The 17,832-nt window shown below is 30.3% G+C and carries 13 protein-coding genes; 2 read left to right on the top strand and 11 right to left on the bottom strand.

Features of this window, described 5'->3' with window-relative positions:
* The 11 genes from CAMP5121_RS05080 to CAMP5121_RS05030 all read right to left on the bottom strand — a co-directional run bounded on the left by CAMP5121_RS05080 (position 1) and on the right by CAMP5121_RS05030 (position 13,933).
* Complete coding sequence (locus CAMP5121_RS05080; RefSeq protein WP_337214966.1) at positions 1-792, bottom strand: NADH-quinone oxidoreductase subunit C; 792 nt, start codon at positions 790-792, stop codon at positions 1-3.
* Positions 792-1,289, bottom strand: a complete 498-nt coding sequence (locus tag CAMP5121_RS05075) for a NuoB/complex I 20 kDa subunit family protein (protein ID WP_039619352.1) — start codon at positions 1,287-1,289, stop codon at positions 792-794. The genes CAMP5121_RS05080 and CAMP5121_RS05075 overlap by 1 nt, the downstream gene beginning before the upstream one ends.
* Positions 1,268-1,687 (bottom strand): NAD(P)H-quinone oxidoreductase subunit 3, encoded by a 420-nt coding sequence (locus tag CAMP5121_RS05070; protein ID WP_263725186.1) that lies wholly within the window; start codon positions 1,685-1,687, stop codon positions 1,268-1,270. The genes CAMP5121_RS05075 and CAMP5121_RS05070 overlap by 22 nt, the downstream gene beginning before the upstream one ends.
* A gap of 119 nt (positions 1,688-1,806) precedes the next feature.
* A complete protein-coding gene (locus CAMP5121_RS05065) occupies positions 1,807-2,475 on the bottom strand; it encodes an ATP-binding cassette domain-containing protein (protein ID WP_337214965.1) in 669 nt (222 codons plus the stop codon).
* Entirely contained in the window at positions 2,459-3,232 is a 774-nt protein-coding gene (locus CAMP5121_RS05060; protein WP_337214964.1) for an ATP-binding cassette domain-containing protein, read from the bottom strand. The genes CAMP5121_RS05065 and CAMP5121_RS05060 overlap by 17 nt, the downstream gene beginning before the upstream one ends.
* The gene (locus tag CAMP5121_RS05055) at positions 3,229-4,005 is read right to left on the bottom strand and encodes an ABC transporter permease (protein WP_337214963.1); all 777 of its coding nucleotides are present in this window, start codon (positions 4,003-4,005) and stop codon (positions 3,229-3,231) included. Before CAMP5121_RS05055 ends, CAMP5121_RS05060 begins: the two co-directional genes overlap by 4 nt.
* A complete protein-coding gene (locus tag CAMP5121_RS05050; protein ID WP_337215017.1) occupies positions 3,998-4,936 on the bottom strand; it encodes an ABC transporter permease in 939 nt (312 codons plus the stop codon). Before CAMP5121_RS05050 ends, CAMP5121_RS05055 begins: the two co-directional genes overlap by 8 nt.
* Positions 4,937-4,947: 11 nt before the next feature.
* Positions 4,948-6,483 carry an ABC transporter substrate-binding protein gene (locus CAMP5121_RS05045; RefSeq protein WP_337214962.1) on the bottom strand — a complete coding sequence of 512 codons (1,536 nt, stop codon included), beginning with the start codon at positions 6,481-6,483 and terminating at the stop codon, positions 4,948-4,950.
* Positions 6,484-6,525: 42 nt separating this feature from the next.
* The gene (locus CAMP5121_RS05040; RefSeq protein ID WP_337214961.1) at positions 6,526-8,469 is read right to left on the bottom strand and encodes a BCCT family transporter; all 1,944 of its coding nucleotides are present in this window, start codon (positions 8,467-8,469) and stop codon (positions 6,526-6,528) included.
* A gap of 98 nt (positions 8,470-8,567) precedes the next feature.
* Positions 8,568-10,139 (bottom strand): hypothetical protein, encoded by a 1,572-nt coding sequence (locus tag CAMP5121_RS05035; protein WP_337214960.1) that lies wholly within the window; start codon positions 10,137-10,139, stop codon positions 8,568-8,570.
* Positions 10,139-13,933, bottom strand: coding sequence for a type IIG restriction enzyme/methyltransferase (locus CAMP5121_RS05030; RefSeq protein ID WP_337214959.1), 3,795 nt, complete (start codon positions 13,931-13,933; stop codon positions 10,139-10,141). Before CAMP5121_RS05030 ends, CAMP5121_RS05035 begins: the two co-directional genes overlap by 1 nt.
* A gap of 206 nt (positions 13,934-14,139) precedes the next feature.
* Between CAMP5121_RS05030 and CAMP5121_RS05025 the strand changes: the two genes are divergently transcribed.
* Both CAMP5121_RS05025 and CAMP5121_RS05020 read left to right on the top strand, forming a co-directional pair.
* Entirely contained in the window at positions 14,140-14,718 is a 579-nt protein-coding gene (locus CAMP5121_RS05025; protein ID WP_337214958.1) for a cytochrome C, read from the top strand.
* A 1-nt stretch (position 14,719) separates the two neighbouring features.
* Positions 14,720-17,239, top strand: coding sequence for a molybdopterin guanine dinucleotide-containing S/N-oxide reductase (locus CAMP5121_RS05020; protein ID WP_337214957.1), 2,520 nt, complete (start codon positions 14,720-14,722; stop codon positions 17,237-17,239).
* The last annotated feature ends 593 nt before the right edge of the window (positions 17,240-17,832 follow it).

Here is a 17,832-nt window from a genome sequence, read left to right as displayed (position 1 = left end):
TTATCTTCTCTTGTCTAAAATTTTTACTTGCGTTCTTTTGGCTTTTTTCACAAAAGGTACGCCGCCTTCTTCTTGATATTCTTGTAGATATTTATCTTCTCTTGGAGCTTCGCCTTTACCAACCTCATGATAAATTCTGCTAAAGTTTAGCGTGTCCTTTTCATCTACAAAACCTGGATCTCTATTTTCCTCACCTACTACCTCGCGGTATTCTTTTCCAAAAATTTTATCTATCTCATACCATTTAGCAAATTCATCACCATGCAAAGGATAGCTTTTTAAAAAAGGATGTCCATACCAATCATCAGGCATTAAAAGTCTTTTTAAATTCGGATGATTGATGATGAAAATTCCAAACATATCATATATTTCTCTCTCACACCAATTAGCACCCTTAAAAACACTCATAACACTTTGAAGTCTTTCTTTTAAACCAACGAAAGTCTTTACTCTCACTCTTAAATTTTTCTCCATATTTAAAAGCTGATAATATACTTCAAAACCTTGTTTTTGAGCAACAAAATCAATCGCACTTGCGTCAGTAAAACAACTATAACCTAAATTTTTAAGCTTGCTAAGAATAGCAACATTATCATCTTTATTTATTTCAATCACCCAAAAATCAAGCTCTATAAAAGAATTTTTTAATTCAAATTCTTGGCTTAAAATTTGATGATCACTCTCAAAAGCACTACCCTCTGTGCTTAGCTTTTTAGTTGCAGGTGCATGGTAAAATCTATCTTCATAATAATTTTTTAGCTGAGCATTTTTCTTATCGCTATATTTTCTCATCATATAAGCCTTTTTGGAGCTATTTTTCTGCTTGCTTTTTCTTTACGAATTCTTTTTTGCAAAATCATCAAAGCAAATTGAAAAGTTTCAGGGCGTGGGGCACAGCCTGGTACATAAATATCAACAGGAATAATCCTATCTACCCCTTGAACAGTAGAATAAGTATTAAACATACCACCGGTATTTGCACAAGAACCCATAGAAATAACCCATTTAGGATCAGGCATTTGATCATAAAGTCTTCTTGTAAATTCAGCATGTTTTTTACTTAAAGTACCCGCTATAATCATTACTTCAGATTGTCTTGGACTTGCTCTAAAAATCGTTCCAAATCTATCAAAATCATATCTTGCACCACCTGCTGCCATCATTTCAATAGCACAACAGGCAAGCCCATAAGATAGTGCCCATAAAGAATTACTCCTACCCCATTGCACTAACTTATCAACCGTAGTTAAAACAACTGGCGCATTGCTCATTTTTTGATACTCTGCCATGCGAATGCTCCTTTTTTATAAGCGTATAAAAAACCTATTGCAAGCAATAAAATAAAAACAAATACTTCCACCAAGGCAAATAAAGATAGGCCGTAATTTGAAAGCTCTGTGGTTAAATCTTTAAAAATCACCGCCCAAGGAAATAAAAATACTACTTCAATATCAAGCAAAATAAAAATCAAAGCAAAAACAAAAAATTGAGAATTAATTTTGTTTGCTTGCTTAGAAGCCATAGGCCCACACTCATAAATCCCAAGTCCTAGTTTTTTTCTATTATGAGAGGCGAGTTTGGATCCTATTTTAGAAGAAATGTACACCAAAGTAAAAAATATAACACTTGCAATAACAAGCATTGCAAAGATGCCAAAGTATTGATGCTCTATAGTTGCGTGCGTCATAATAAACCTTTTATTCAAGCATAATTAAAATTTATTTTACTTTAACTTAGCTATATAAAAACTTATTATCAAAAAAATAATTTTTTAGGTATTTCAAAATGAAACAATTTTTATCTTTATTATAAAAACACTTTTTTATGGCATATATCTTGCAAGATTTTTTCTTGATGAGAAATAAATATATAAGTAATATCATGCATTTTTTGAAAAGTGTGCAAGTAGTTTAAAATTTTATAAGCAGTTACTACATCAAGCGCTGCTGTGATTTCATCTAAAATAAGTAGTTTTGGTCTTAAAAGCAAAGCTCTAATTAAACCTAATCTTTGGCTTTGACCACCACTTAGCTTAGAGGGTTTTAAATTTAAAATATCTTTTTCAAGTTCAAAAGCATCAAAAAGTTTAAAAAGCTCTTCAAAATCAGGCTTAAGTTTAAAATTTTCATATACATCAAGTAAAAGTCTTTTAGTGCTTTTATAAGGATTTAAAGCTAGCTTTTGATCTTGGAAAACATATTGAATTTTTTGGCGTAATTTTCTTTGAGTATTAAAATCTAAATTTAATATATTTTCATTTTCAAATAAAACTTTTCCAGTATTTGCTTGTTCAAGCATACAAAGAATTTTAGCTAGAGTGCTTTTACCACTGCCACTTTCCCCACAAAGCAATAAATTTTCATTTTGTTTTAAAGAAAAACTCACATCTTTAAAAACAAAAATTTCTTCTTCTTTTAAATACCAGTGTTTTTTAATTTTATAAGACTTGCTTAAATTTTTAACTTCTAAAAACATTTTCATTCTCATAAAGTTCTAGCAATTCTTTTGCAAAAGTTCCTTTTGGATTGCTTAAAAATTCTTTCATAGGCATTTGATAAAGTAAAGTTTTATCTTCTATGATAGCCACCTCATCGCAAAGTTCTTTAGCTAAATTTATATCATGCGTGATGAAAATGAGATTTTTAAATTGCGCTTTTAACTCTTTTAAAATAGTGATGATTTTTTCTTCATTAGTCCTATCAAGTGAGCTTGTAATCTCATCACACAATAAATACTTAGCCTCGCTTAGTAAAGCTAGCGCTATTTGAATGCGTCTTGCCATACCACCACTTAACTGATATATAAAAGAATGCCACAAAAGATCATGATTTTTAAGTCCCAAGCACTCAAAAAAATAAAAGGCCTTTTCTTTAATCTCTTTTGTGCTTAAATTAGTATGAGTTTTTAAAACTATATTAAAATAACTTCCTATATCAACAAGAGGATAAAAACTCCCATAAACATCTTGAAAAAGCAAATTTACCTTAGCTCTTAAGGCATTTAGTTCTTTTTCTTTTAAATTTAAAATATCTTTTTGGTCTATCTGAAATTTTTGTGCATTAAGCTTATAGTGTTTATCAAAAAGCTTAATCATACTTTTTAAAAGCAAACTTTTTCCAGCTCCACTTTTACCCATGATAGCCAAAGCTTTGCCATCTTCTAAATTAAGATTTACATCCTTTAGTAAGATTTTATCTTTAAAGCTAAGGTTAAGATTTGAAATTTCTATCATGCTTTAATCTCTTCTTGTAAATCATTACCCAAAGCAAGCAAAGGCAAAATAAGCATAAGTATAAAGGCTACTGGAAAAACTATCATCCACCAAAATCCTAAAAACACAGCCTTGCTTGCTTCATTTAGCATATTTCCTAAACTTGGAGTCCAAAGCTCTACACCCAAACCAAAAAAACTCAAAGTGGCTTCACTTGTAATAGCATGAGCAATATTTAAAACAAAAAGCACAAAAAGCAAATTCCAACAAGCAGGCAAAAGTTCACTAAATAAAGCTTTCATCTTGCTAGAACCTAAAATGATAGCATTTTGATAAAACTCAAGTTTTTGAAATTTATTCAGTTGGGTATCAAGCACCTTTGCCACAAAAGCAAAATGCCCCAAAGCGATGATAAAAATCATGCTCCACAAAGATCCTGCCAAAAAACTTTGAAAAAACATAATCACAAGCAAAGAAGGTAGTGCTAAAAGCATATCAATCACCCTAGCGAAAAAAGCATAGGCAAAAAATCTTGTTAAAAACACATAAACACAAGCAAAAAGCACACTAAAAAATGCCGCCATTACTCCTACAAATAAAGAAACACGCAAGGCATATAAAATACGCGTAAAAATATCTCTGCCAAGCAAATCTGTACCAAAAATATGACTTAAATTTGGGGCTATTTTAGCCTTACTTAAATCCACTAAATTAGGATCATAAGAACTTATTAAAGGTGCAAAAAGTGCTAAAACAAAACTTAGCAAAATCATCATCACGCAAAACTTACGCATTAGCAAACCTTGGATTAATCATCTTACAAATTATTTCTACGATCAAATTTACAAGCACCACTACTAAAATGCTAAAAATCACCACAGCTAGCACTACAGGATAATCTTTAAACAATATGCTTTTAATCACCAAATTTCCCACACCCTCATAAGAAAACACACTTTCTACTATATAAGTTCCCATTAAAAAACTCACAAAAGAAGCACCAAAGTACGCAAGTATAGAACCAAAAGCATCTTTTAACACAAAGTGCAAATAAATTCTTGTTTTGCTAAGCCCTCTTGCAAAAGCACTTTCTATAAAGCTTTGATTTAAACTATCAATCAAACTTGTCCTTATAAAACGCACAAAAACAGCTAAATGCGAAAGCACTAAAGCACATGCTGGTAAAAACAAATGCCACAAACGATTAAACACATCATCTTCAAAGCCAATATCAGCAATAGCCGAACTTGGAAAAAGCTTAAAAAATACAGCAAAAACCAAAATAAGCATTAGCGATAAAGAAAAAGCAGGCAATGCAAAAAAACTCATCGTTAAAAAAGTGATAAATTTATCCAAAAAACTATCTTTATAAAGAACACAAAAAAGTGCTAAAACCAAAGATAACACAAAAAGTATAAAAAAAGCTAAACTCCCAAGTATAAAAGTATAAGGAAGTTTTTCTTTTAAAATCTTACTAACCTTTTCTCCGCTGATTAAAGAGTAGGAAAAGTCGCCTTTCATAGCATTAAAAAGCCAATTTTCATACTGCTCTAATAAAGGTTTATCTAAATTTAAATTACGCTCGATTTCTTCTTTTATTTTAAGGCTAGTACCTTGAGGCACACTAGCAAAAACCACGCTTCCTTTAGCATGATAAATCATCACAAAACATAAAAAACTTGCAAAAATCATCAAAAAAAACGCCCATAAAAGGCGTTTAAAAATGAGTTTTAACACTAATTTTTGCTCCACTCATAAGCATTCCAAGTAAAACCTACCCCATGATGACCTAAAATATGAGGTTTTATACCTTGGATATTTTTAGCAAAAACTAAAGGATAATCAATATAAGCTATAAATAAAAACGCAGGATCTTTATATAAAGCATCGATAAATTCTTTATAGTGTTTTTTTCTTTCATTTACATCAAGTGAATTTCTAGCCTTTGTTAAAGCCTCATTAACTTTAGCATTTTGATAATGGCCAAAATTCCATCCACTAGAGTTTAAAGCACTATCTTGAGAGCTTGCAAAAACTCTAAAAGTGTGAAAATCAGGATCATAAGGACTACCCCAACCCACTAAAAAGCTATCAATTTTCGTATAATCAAAACTTCCACTTGGCTTAGCAACTGCTTTTGCTTTTATGCCAAGCTTTAAAAACTCACTTTGTAAGATATTTACCAAAGCCACTCTTAGTGGATCTTCACTCATAGCATACATTTCAAAGCTAAATTCTTTGCCATTTTTTTCTAAAATGCCATTTTTGTTTTTCACAAAGCCCGCTTTTGCTAAAAGCTCATTTGCTTTTTTTACATCATAAGCATAGCTTGCAAATTCTTTAGGATTTGCCCATGATTTTTCTAAAGGATGATTTGCTACCTTTCCAAAAGAATGCAAAAGTGAATTTATGATAGCTTGTTTATCGATAGCATAATTTAGCGCTAAACGCACATTTTGATCTTTTAAAAACTCATGATTAAGATTAAACATCAAAGCACGATAATCAGCCGAAGGCTCTATAAGCATTTTAAAGTTTTTATCATTTGCAAAATTTGAAGCTAGAGCAAAATCAACCAAAGCCACATCAATAGAACCATTTTTGAGCTCAATAGCACTTATACTTGGATCTTTAATGTGTTTTAGTATGAGTTTTGGTGTTTTTACTTTAGCTAAATGATAATTTTCATTTGCCTCTAAGATCATGTATTGACCTTGTTTCCATTGCTTTAGCTTATATGGTCCTGTTCCTATAGGCATTTGGTTAAATTTAGTGGTATTTAAATTTTCTTTTTCAAGTAAGTGTTTTGGTAAAATCCCCACACTCAAAGCATCTAAAAATACAGGAAAAGGCTTTGAAAGTGTGATAGACAAGTGATAATCATCGATGATTTTTACTTCCTTAACTGCGTCAAAATTTACTTTTGAAGGCGAATTTAACTTCTCATCTTTTAAAGCATTTATACTAAATTCCACATCTTTAGCGCTAAATTTAGCCCCATCATGCCACAATATATCATCTCTTAAAGTAAATTCATAAACAAGCCCATCCTTGCTAACTTTCCAAGAGCTAGCAAGATCAGGCGCTAATTTCATATTCTCATCAAAGCGTGTAAGCCCTGAAAACACAAGAGCAATTGCCACATCATGATCTTCACTAAAAAGCGGATTTATACGCTCTGGTTCATTTTCCACTGCTATAACAATCGTATCTTTTGGCGTAATAGCAAAAAGATTTAAAGCACAAAAAAGCATGATAAAAAATCTCAACATAAAAGACCTTTCTTATAAAATAAAGTGAAATTATAACGCTTTTTAATCATAAGCTTTGGTAAAAATTTCATTTTTATCATCAAATAAAAGTTGCAAATACCTCTCATACTGCTTTAGTATATCTACGATGATTTCTTGCTCGTTTAAATACTCTATATTATAACCATTACGCGAATCAGCAAAGAAAGTTTGTGGCTCAAAGATAAATTCTTTAGAATAAGTTGGCATAAATTTATCATCGATTATGCTTTGGCTTGCTTGTTTTTTTACTACTTGCACTCCATAGATAAAATCTTTTGCAAATTCTTTTTTTATAATCAAACTTATACTTGATTTTTCTTGAACGATCTGTGTTTTTAAGCCGTAATTTTTTAGACTTTGGCTGAGTGATTCCATAGCATTTTTGACTTTAGTATTTAAGAAATTTTGTATGTCTTGTTCTTTGCTTTGTTTTAAAATTCTAGCTAGTCTTTCTTGCCAAAATTCCCCTGAAAAATACACGCTACTTTGACTAAGTTTAGTTAAAGAGTAATTTACATCTACAATTAAACCTTTAAGCAGTGAAAAACACATCAAACAAAGCAAAAAGGCAAAAGGCAAAGCCACTATCATAGTGATACTTAAAATCGCTCCCAAACCACCTGAATACAACAAAGAAGTAGCTAAAAGCGCGAGTACAAAACCCCAAAGGATATTTTGCCATTTGTATGGCTCATGAGCCCCACCACTACTTAAAGAATTTAACACAAATATCCCACTATCTGCTGAAGTGATGAAAAACAAAGCTAAAACCAAAAGTGCAAGTAAAGAACTAAAATAAGAAAAAGAAAAATTTTGTAAAAAATAAAAAAGCAAACTTTCAGGTGCTGAAGTAAAAGGACTTAAGATATCATTAAAATTTAAAGCACTATTACCAAAAATGCTAAACCAAAGTATATTAAAACTAGTAGGAACTACAAGCACACCAAAGATAAATTCCCTTATCGTTCTACCGCGAGAAATTTTAGCGATGAAAAAGCCCACAAAAGGCGCCCAACTAAGCCACCAAGCCCAATAATAAATAGTCCAGTTATTAAACCACTCTATATGTTCTTTTTCATAATAATAAGTCTTAAAACTCAAATAAATTAAATTTTGCAAATAATTGCCAATATTAGAGCTAAATTGTGAAAGAATTTGAATGGTGTTGGTTGAAAAAAGCACAAAAAGCATTAAACACACTGCAAAAACCAAATTTGCCTCACTTAAAATTTTTAAACCCTTTGTCAAACCACTAATCGATGAAAGCGTAGCTAAAGAAATGATGATGATTATAATCACGCTTTGTTCTAAAAAACTTTGTTCGTTTAAAATGCCTAAATTTAAAAAGCCAGCATTAAGCTGAGATGCACTATAACCAAGCGTAGTGCTAATGCCAAAAACCGTGACAATCAAAGCTAGCATATCGACTAAATTTCCCCAAAAACCATAAATTTTGTCTTTAAGCAAAGGGTAAAAAGCGCTACGCAAACTAAGAGGCATTTTATATCTAAAACCAAAATACGCCATAGCCAAAGCACACACCCCATAAATAGCCCATGGGTGAATTCCCCAGTGAAAGATAGTATGTAACATAGCTTCTTCATCGCTTGTTTGTAAGGCTTTTTTATGTATGAGAGGTTCAGCCACACCAAAATACATAAGCCCCACGCCCATACCTGTAGCAAAAAGCATAGCAAGCCATGAAGTGAATTTAAAATGAGGTTTTTCATCATCATCGCCGAGCTTGATATCACCAAATTTTGAAAGAGCAAGTGCGAGCATAAAACACACAAAAAAACTTACGCTTAGTATATAAAACCATGAAAAATTTGCAAAAATCCCACTTTTGATATGATTGATAAAATCATTTGTAAGCTTAGGTAAGAAAATACAACTAAGACTTAAGATGATTATAATACTAATGCTTGGAATAAAAACTGATTTTTTAAAACTTGTCTTTAGCATGGTACTCCTTTTTTGGATGATTTTCATTATACCATAAGCTAAAAACGAACAAAATTTAAAAAGCAAAAAAACAAAAAGGCTTTAATAAGCCTTTTGATTTAGCTTGGCACTATGGAGTTTTTACGTGCAGTTTTTTGAAAAGAAAAAAGGGTTAGAATCATCAAGATAGTATATGCAAATGTTATATATATAAACATAGGATTTGTAAAATCTTGTTCGCTATTAAATATCTTTCCGATAAAAGGATTTAAGATAGATATACTAATCCCCAATACTATAATCACGATAATGTAGCTAGCAACTACAAACATTAATCTTAGTACTAATGATTTTAAATACACCAACCATAAATAAAAAATGATGAACGCAAAAAATATACCTATATTTGAAAGAACCTCAACACTATCTTGACTCTTTGGTATATAAATATTTAAATAAATCAAAACAACCAATAAACCTAAAAAATATGCAACTAAATTTAATACACAAAATATCATTTCTTTAATACAAATCTCATTCTTAATTACCTCATAAATCTTTTTGATATTTTTCAAAATATCCCAACAAATTATCAAAAGTCCAATTACACAAAAAAATATTAGAACATACAAAGAATATTCTTTAACAAACGATGATTGGATAATGGAATTTCCTATCTCTTTGAAAGTACTCGTTAAACTATTACTATCTGATGGATTGTAAGAATATTGATATAATTTGAGATTATCTTCATATCCCCCCATAAAAAGAAATACACTATACAAAGCAACTAATAATACAATATTATTAAAAACTTTTAAGAAATCAGTATGATGATCACTTAATTTTCTATAAAAACCCAAAAGCAAAGAATCTATAAAATATTTTAAGTGTAATGAATTTTTTCGTGTCTCTATCTTTATTTCTCTATTATTCCAAATTTCCTTCAATTCTATTTCTTTACAATAAAGCTCGTATTTATGAAAATTTGAAGCCTCTAAAAGATTGTTATCTTTTATTAATGCATTTTTAAAAACCCTAAAAGAATCTCTAAAATCATTTGCAAATTTATCTAAAGATTTTTGATATTGTTCGTTTTTATCTTTATTAAAATTTTCACATTCTTGCTTAATTTTTTCATGTAAATCATCAAAAGTAAAATTTAAATTTGTATTTACAACATTTAAACTTCCCTTAAAAATAGATTGAGAAAAATTAAACATATTAAAATCAGAATTATAAAACATAACATCGTTTAAAAATTGATTTTTTTCAAATTGAGCATTATTAAATAAGTTATCTTTAAAATTACAAAATTCAAAAAAAATATTCATATTAAAGCGACATTTTGCTTCAAAAACACAAAATGCTATATCCAATCTTTTTCTAAATGTTACATCGTTTATATCTACATCTTTTTTAAATATACATTTATGTATAAAAATATTATTTTGTATATCTAATATAATATCTTTTGAATTAAATACAAAACAATTGAAAATACAATTAACAAAAGATAATTTGTATAATTGAAATAATTTAAAATCAAATCTATATATATTTTCATTAGAAATTTCTATACAATCTAAATAGAAATTAAAACAAATATTTTTTGCATCTATTTCAAGAAAATTAATCAATTCTATCTTTCTTGTATCAAATTCATCAAAATAAGATTTATTTTCTTCCATTACTTGCCTTCAATGATTTTTATTTCTTCTTCGTTTAGGTTGTAAAGTTTATAAACGATAGAGTTTATTTTATCTTCTTGGGTTTTGGTGTTTGCATTTTTGTCTTGAACTTTAGCTTTTAAAATCTCATCGACTAAGCTTATAAGCTTATTTGCTAGTTTTTCATTTTTAGAATTTATTTTTGGTATGCAAAATTTTTCTATATAAGCTGGTTTAATCCTATAAAATCCGCCTCTCATCACAACGCTAGTTTTTTGCAAAAACCACCAAGTTAACGATGAATTTAAAATAGCTATTAAATACTTATAATCTAAATTTTTATATTCTTCATTTCTAACATAACCATAAATAGTAGTGGTGAAATAAAATTTTCCAAGATTATCAAAAGCAAAATGAGTATTATTACAAATATCTGGACAAAGTAATTTTTCTTTATCGAATAATGTTTGATTTTTTGGATAAATATATCTCCACCATAAATCATCATTAGACAATCTTCCATTTTCTCTTGCTCTTAAAACATTTTCACACTCTTTTAAATAACTCCAAGCTTTTGGAAATTTAGCTTTTAATTCCTTTTCATCATAAAGAGACATTTTTGCTTTAGCATTTGCATCATCTTGTTTATAATAAGGAAATAAAACCATTGAACTTGAAACAGGTTTTTCATATCTATGAAAATTATCACCCATTAAAAGTGGTTTTAAAATTTCTTTTTCTATCTCCACTTCCTTATTAAGCTCTTTAGAATATCCTTTAACTAGATTTTTATTTTCTTTGCAATCTTTTAAAAAATAAACACTATCTTTGCTTGTTTGCAAGCCTACAAAAACCCTAAATAAATCCTTTACCAATATATGTTGATTGATTTTTAAGAAAATTTCTTGATTTAAATTTTCTTCAAAACTCCAAAATGATGAAGATAATTTTTTATTGTCTATAATTTTAAAATCTTCTTCTTGTAAATTAAAAATAAAATTTGACATTTCTTCTTTTGAGTTGATATTTTTATCCGTTTGAATAAATTTCAAATGCGAAGAATTATTTTCAAACCATTGTAAAGCGGTATATGTTGAAGCATCAAAAACCTGAAATTCCCCAAAAGATATAATCTTGCTAATCTTATCTTTTGCAAATTCTCTTAAATTTAACCCAAAATCAGCATTAATCCATTTATGAGGCATTATAAAAGCAATTGCTCCTTTATTTTTTATAAGCTTAAAACATTGCTCTACAAACAAAATGTATATATCATAATTTTTACTTGCCACCTTAAAATGTTTTTTATAATACTGCGATAAATTTTTATCTAGCCCTTGTATTCTTATATAAGGTGGGTTACCGATGATGAGATCAAACCCTTGAAAGCTCCCGCCCTCATCAAGCACTTCGCTAAATTCAAAACGCCATTCAAAAGGATTTGCACTTTCTAAGTCAAATATACTCTCATAAAGCTTTTTAAGCTTTTTAAATTCTTTCTTAGCCTCACTTTCATCAAAGTCAAATTCAAACATATTTTTAGAGAAAAATGCTCTAAAATTCTCATCTTTTTCATCTTGTGCTAAAAAATCGCCGTATTTTTTAGAGTATTCATTAGCCCCGTTGGTAAGTTGCTTGATCTCTTTAGCAAATTTGTCTTTTAAGCAGAAATTTTTAAAAGACTCTTTGAGGTTTTTGATCTCTTTTGCGATGAGAGTTTTGTCGGTGTAAAAGCCTTCTTTGTAGTCTTTGACTATGCGTTTGTATTTATCCATGCGTTCTTTGATGTTGGGGTAGTGAGAAAGGCTTTTGTGAATTTCAAAATAACTTATAAGCGAATTCCCGCATTTTATGTTGATATCGATGTTTGGTAGGGTTTTAAGATCATGATAGTTTGTATCATCAAAGCTTTCATAAAAGCTGTGTTTTAAAAGCTCTATCCAAAGCCTTAGTTTAGTGATCTCACATGAGTTTGGGTTGATATCTACTCCAAAAAGATTGTTTTCTATGATGTCTTTTTTACGCTCAAAAAGTTCTTTTTGACAAAGGTGGGTTTTGTCTTTGTCAAAATTTGGGCGTTTATACTCTAAAAACTGACCTTTGTGATTTTGCACTAAAATTTCATCATTTTGCACGCTTAGGTAAAAGTCCTCTTCAAACAAACCAAGCTCATAATGCACCATAAGCATGGCATTTAAAGCTGAAACTAAAAAATGCCCACTTCCCACCGCAGGATCGCAAATGCGTATGGAATTTAGCAAGGCTAATTTTTGTTCTTGAGAGATTTTTTCTTGGCGAAGCTGGGTTCTTAGCTCGCTTAGCTTGGTGGCATTTAGCTTAAAAGTATGGTTAAATTTATCAAGCACGACTTTTTCTATGCTTGCTTTACACATATATGAAGTGATAAAGCTTGGGGTATAAAAACTACCTTCTTTGTAGCCATTTAGCTTTTCAAAGACATTTCCCAAAACACTTGAGTTGATGAGTTCTTTTTGTTTGATGAGTTCTTCGCTTTGCTCATCTGCTCCAAAGTCAAAGCTGTCTAAAAACTCAAACAAATACTCAAGCAAACCTACTTTGCCTTTTTTGCTTTTGCCTTTGTCATCTTTTAACTGCGTGTGTGGGTGGTACTCTAGCAAAGCGTCATTTTCTAAAGTGGCGATTTCTAGTGTGGTTTTTTCGATGGCTTGTTTTTCAAAAAGTGATGAATTTAAATAAGGCAAATAGCTAAATTTACTCTGCGCTCTTGTGTGCTTTTCTTTAGCTAAGATATCAAAGAAAAGGTGTGAAAGGGTGGTGAAATTTGGAATTTTTTCATAGTTTAAGAATTTTAGGGTTTTATCATCGTTGAATCTAACCAAATTAGACTCAATAAGCTTTAAAAATAAAATGCGGTTTAGCCAAAGTATGATGAATTTTAACACCTCTTCAAAGTCATGCTTTGGAAGCTTGCTCGCTATGAGATGATAAAGCGTGCCTTGGGCTTGTTTACTTTGCTCACTTTGTGTGATGATGAATTTAGAAAGCTGTTTGCTCTCGCTTAAACCTAGGATGTATAAAAGCTCTTTATAGAATGCGTTGTTTAGTGAGTTTGCGTCATTTGGGCTAAATTCATTTAGCAAAAAGTCTCTATGAAAGGTTTTGAAAATGCTTGCTAGGTTTTTGAAATTTGACTTTTGCTTGTCTTTTAAAAAAGCTAAATCGATGAAAAAGCCTTTTAAGCTTTCTTTGGAATTTTCTATAAGTTTGCTTGCTTCTTTGTAAAATTCATCGTTGTTGCCTTTAAAAAGTGAATTTGAGCTTTGAAATTCTTCAAAAAGCTTTTTAAAGCTTGTGTTTTTATAAAAAAGCTCTTCAAACTCACTAGCTTTGAAAATGTAAAATTTATAAAAGTCTGTGATGATGATAAATTTCAAGCTAAAGCTATGTTCTCTATTTCTAAAATAATACAAAATGGCTTCATGCAAGGCTTTAGAATTTAGCTTTGTGTGGGTGATGAATTCTTTTGAGTTGGGCTTTTTAGCTTCGATGAGAACTTCTAAGTCTTTGCTAAGCTCATCTTTAGCGATGGCTAAATCAATCTCACTTTTGCCTTTTTGCTTGGTTTTGATGTGGGTTTTGAAATTTAGCGTGGTTAAAAATGGACTAAGTGCATTAGCCACAAGATAGTCTTCATTTTCACTTTGTGAACTTTCAAGCCTTTTTATATACTGCGTTAAAGCCTTACAAAAAATGTCAAATTCATTTTGTGTGATTTGCTTTTTGCGATAGTAAGGGCTGAAAAAATCTTTTTCATTTAACAAAGTAAAGTGCATTTTTAACCTTTATAAAGAATATTTTGTATTTTACTAAAATTTACTTTAAAGGATTGAAAAGACTTTGTGAAAATATAAAAACAAATAAATTACAAATCAATAAAAAATTATTAAATAATATTTAATTTTATGATTTTTGTACTAAGAAATTTTTAATTTTATTGATATACAATAAGTTTATATCAAAAAAATGTCAAGGAGGCAAAATGGGAAAAATTTTGGTTTTCTGCTTAGCACTTGTTTCTTTTGTTTGTGCTAAAAATGAATTTTTTACAAGTGAAGTAAGCTCACTTTACTTAAGCAAAAATGACACAAAAGCTGTTGGTAGATTGCTACCTACAAATCCTTTTGAAGTATTAAAAACTGATGGAGATAAAGTTTTAGTCAAGATCACAGGCTATGTTAATCCTGCTTCGCCTTCTGTGCTTTATTACAACGATAGTCAAAGAATCATAGTTGCTGCATTTTCTAAAAATACAAAACTTGATTTTAAAACTTACACAAAAAGCAAAAATGGCAAATGGGATAAAGCTACCATAGAAGTTTGGACTGATAAGAAAGATTTTGCAAAAAACAATAAAGAAATGTTTATAAAAGCAAAAGAACTTTATATGAATAATTGCGGAATTTGTCATAGTGTTCATAAAGAAAGTGAATTTAGCGCTAATGGTTGGCCTGCTACTTTTAGATCAATGGTAAATAGAACAGGAATTGATAAAAAAGATCATTGGTTAGTGATACAGTATTTACAAAAAAATGCAAAAGATTTTAAGGAGGTAAAATAAAATGGGACTTGATAGAAGAAAATTTTTAAAAATTGGTGCTGGTTTAAGTGTATTACCTCTGGTTCCTAGTTTGGTTATGGGAAAAAGCGTTGAAGCTTCAACTATAAATTCAGGTTTAGTAAAAAATGGAAGCGTGATAACAGCAGCACATTGGGGAATTTTAAAGCTTACCATTAAAGATGGCATTGTGATCAAAAGTGAGCCATGGGAAAAAGTAACACAAATTGACAATCCCTTACAACACTATACAGCAGATATGATCTATAAATCACGTGTGAAATATCCTTATGTAAGAAAAAGTTATCTTGAAAATCCTGACAATCCAAAGCCTGAGCTTAGAGGAAAAGATGAATTTGTGCGTGTAAGTTATGATGAGGCTATAAAACTTATAGCAAAAGAACTTAAAAAAACAAGAGAGCAAAAAGGAACTCAAGCTATATTTGGTGGAAGTTATGGGTGGAAATCTAGCGGAAATATGCAAAATTGTAGAATATTACTTCATAGATTTTTAAATGTCACAGGTGGGTTTGTAGGGACTACTGGAGATTACTCAACCGGAGCTTCTCAAGTGATCATGCCTTATGTTGTAGGCTCCATTGAAGTTTATGAACAACAAACTTCATGGGAAAATATTTTAGAACATTCTAAAATAGTAGTTATTTGGGGTGCTAATCCTATCGCCACTTTAAGAATAGCTTGGACTTCAAACGACCAAAGGGGTTTGCAGTATTTTGAAAAATTAAAAAATAGCAAGATCAAGGTTATTTGTATAGATCCTATAAAAACTGAAACTGCTAAATTTTTAAATGCACAATGGATCTCCCCAAGACCAAATACAGATGTTGCTATGATGATAGGTATAGCTAGTCATCTGATCGAAAAAAATAAAGTCAATTATGAATTTTTAGAAAATTATACAAGTGGTTTTGATAAATTTAAAGCTTATTTAGATGGCAAGAATGATGGTATTAAAAAAGATGTAAAATGGGCAAGCAAAATTTGCGGGATTGATGAAAAAACCATTAAAACACTAGCTGAAAGCTTTTATGATAACCCTACCATGCTCATGAGTGGTTGGGGTATGCAAAGAGCTCATCATGGTGAACAACCTCATTGGATGTTAATAACCCTAGCTTCAATGATCGGACAAATTGGTACTAAAGGAGGTGGCTTTGGCTTAAGCTATCACTATAGTAATGGCGGGGTTCCATCATGCAAAGGTGGTGTTATAGGAGGTATTACAGCAGGAGCTGTGGGAATTTGGGAAAATGGAAAATTTAAGGGGTTACCAAAAGCAGGAGTTAGTCAAGGTGGTGCCGAATGGCTGCAAAATGCTGCTAGTTATTCTTTTCCAGTAGCTAGAATAGCTGATGCTTTGTTAAATCCTGGAAAAGTTATAGACAATAATGGTTCTAAGATAACCTATCCTGATATTGACTTTATTTATTGGGCGGGTGGAAATCCATTAGTTCATCATCAAGATACAAACAATAATGTAAAAGCATGGCAAAAACCAAGAACTATAGTTATAAATGAAATTTATTGGACTCCAACTGCCAAAATGGCAGATATTGTAATGCCTACCACAAGTTCTTACGAACGAGATGATATTACCATGAGTGGTGATTATTCTAATATGAATATAGTTCCAATGAAGCAAGCGGTATTACCAATAGGCGAGAGTAAAGATGACTATGAAATTTTTGCTGATATTTGTAAAGTGTATGGAGATGATGTATTTAATGCTTATACTGAAAACGGTAAAAATACAAAAGATTTTATCAAAGAATACTACAATAGCGCTTTAAAACAAACTCAAGCTTATGGGGATGTATTTGAACCAAAAATGCCAAGTTTTGAAGAATTTTGGGCGAAAAACGAGCCTATAACTTTTTCTCCAACTATAGAAAGCATGGAATGGGTTAGATTTTCTGAATTTATCGAAGATCCTATCTTAAATGCTCTAGGCACTGAATCAGGCTTGATAGAAATTTACTCAAAAACTATCGAAAAGTATAATTATAAAGACTGCAAAGCACATCCAATGTGGATGGAGCCGATAGAATGGCTAGGAAATGCTACCAAAGAAACACCTTTTCATCTACTAACCAATCACCCAACAAATAGACTCCACTCGCAAATGTGTCATACTTCACTGCGTGAAAAGTATGCGGTAAATGGTAGAGAGCCTATATTGATTAACCCAATTGATGCTAAAAAACTTGGAATCAAAAATGGCGATATTGTAAGAGTTTTCAATAAAAGAGGTCAAGTTCTCGCGGGTGCTGTTGTAACAAAAGACATTATGCCAAATGTTGTAAGATTATGCGAAGGTGGGTGGTATGACCCAAATGATGAAGGAATGTGCAAATACGGAAACGTAAATGTCTTGACTATTGATATGCCAACTTCTGAATTAGCAAACGGAAACATTTCCCATACAAGCTTAGTAAATATAGAAAAATACAAAGGATTACCGCCTGAAATAACAGCATTTACAGCTCCAAAACGTGCTGAATAAAACATTCTTTCTTAGAAGATAATTTCTTCTAAGAAAGCTAGATTTTAAAATACAAGAATTCAATATAATTTATTTCAAAAATCAATTTTAAACTAAAATTATTTTTCATGCAAATTTAATATTTAGAAATTAAACATTATAGTATCAAATAATCAAATTCAGTATTTAAAATCATAATATATCTACTATAATCTAAAATATAAAATCATATATCATAAACTTTCGAACAAATATAAAAATATCCTCCTCAACAACACTTTAACACAATCACTCCAACAAACCTACCTAAAATACTAAATTTTACAAAGATCTATTTTGCTTACTATTTCACTTAATTCTTAATTTTCAACCTATTTGCATATTAAAAACATCACAAACTCACTTACAAATACACTACTTATAAAACAAAATCTATACCATATTTTATCCACCCTAACACTAAAATAATTTATTTTACAAGCTGAATAATAAAAAACCTAAAACTAAATCAAACAACTAAAAATAAGAATTAAAGCCCATCTGTAGTCAATAACCAAGCTGACTAAACCACTAAATAAAAACAATAAAAAATCAAATAATAACACCCCCCCCCC

The organism is Campylobacter sp. 2352 PW (assembly GCF_024723575.1).
Classification (GTDB): domain Bacteria; phylum Campylobacterota; class Campylobacteria; order Campylobacterales; family Campylobacteraceae; genus Campylobacter_D.
The sequence above is the reverse complement of the archived record's forward strand: the minus strand, read 5'-3'. Positions and strand labels throughout refer to the sequence as shown.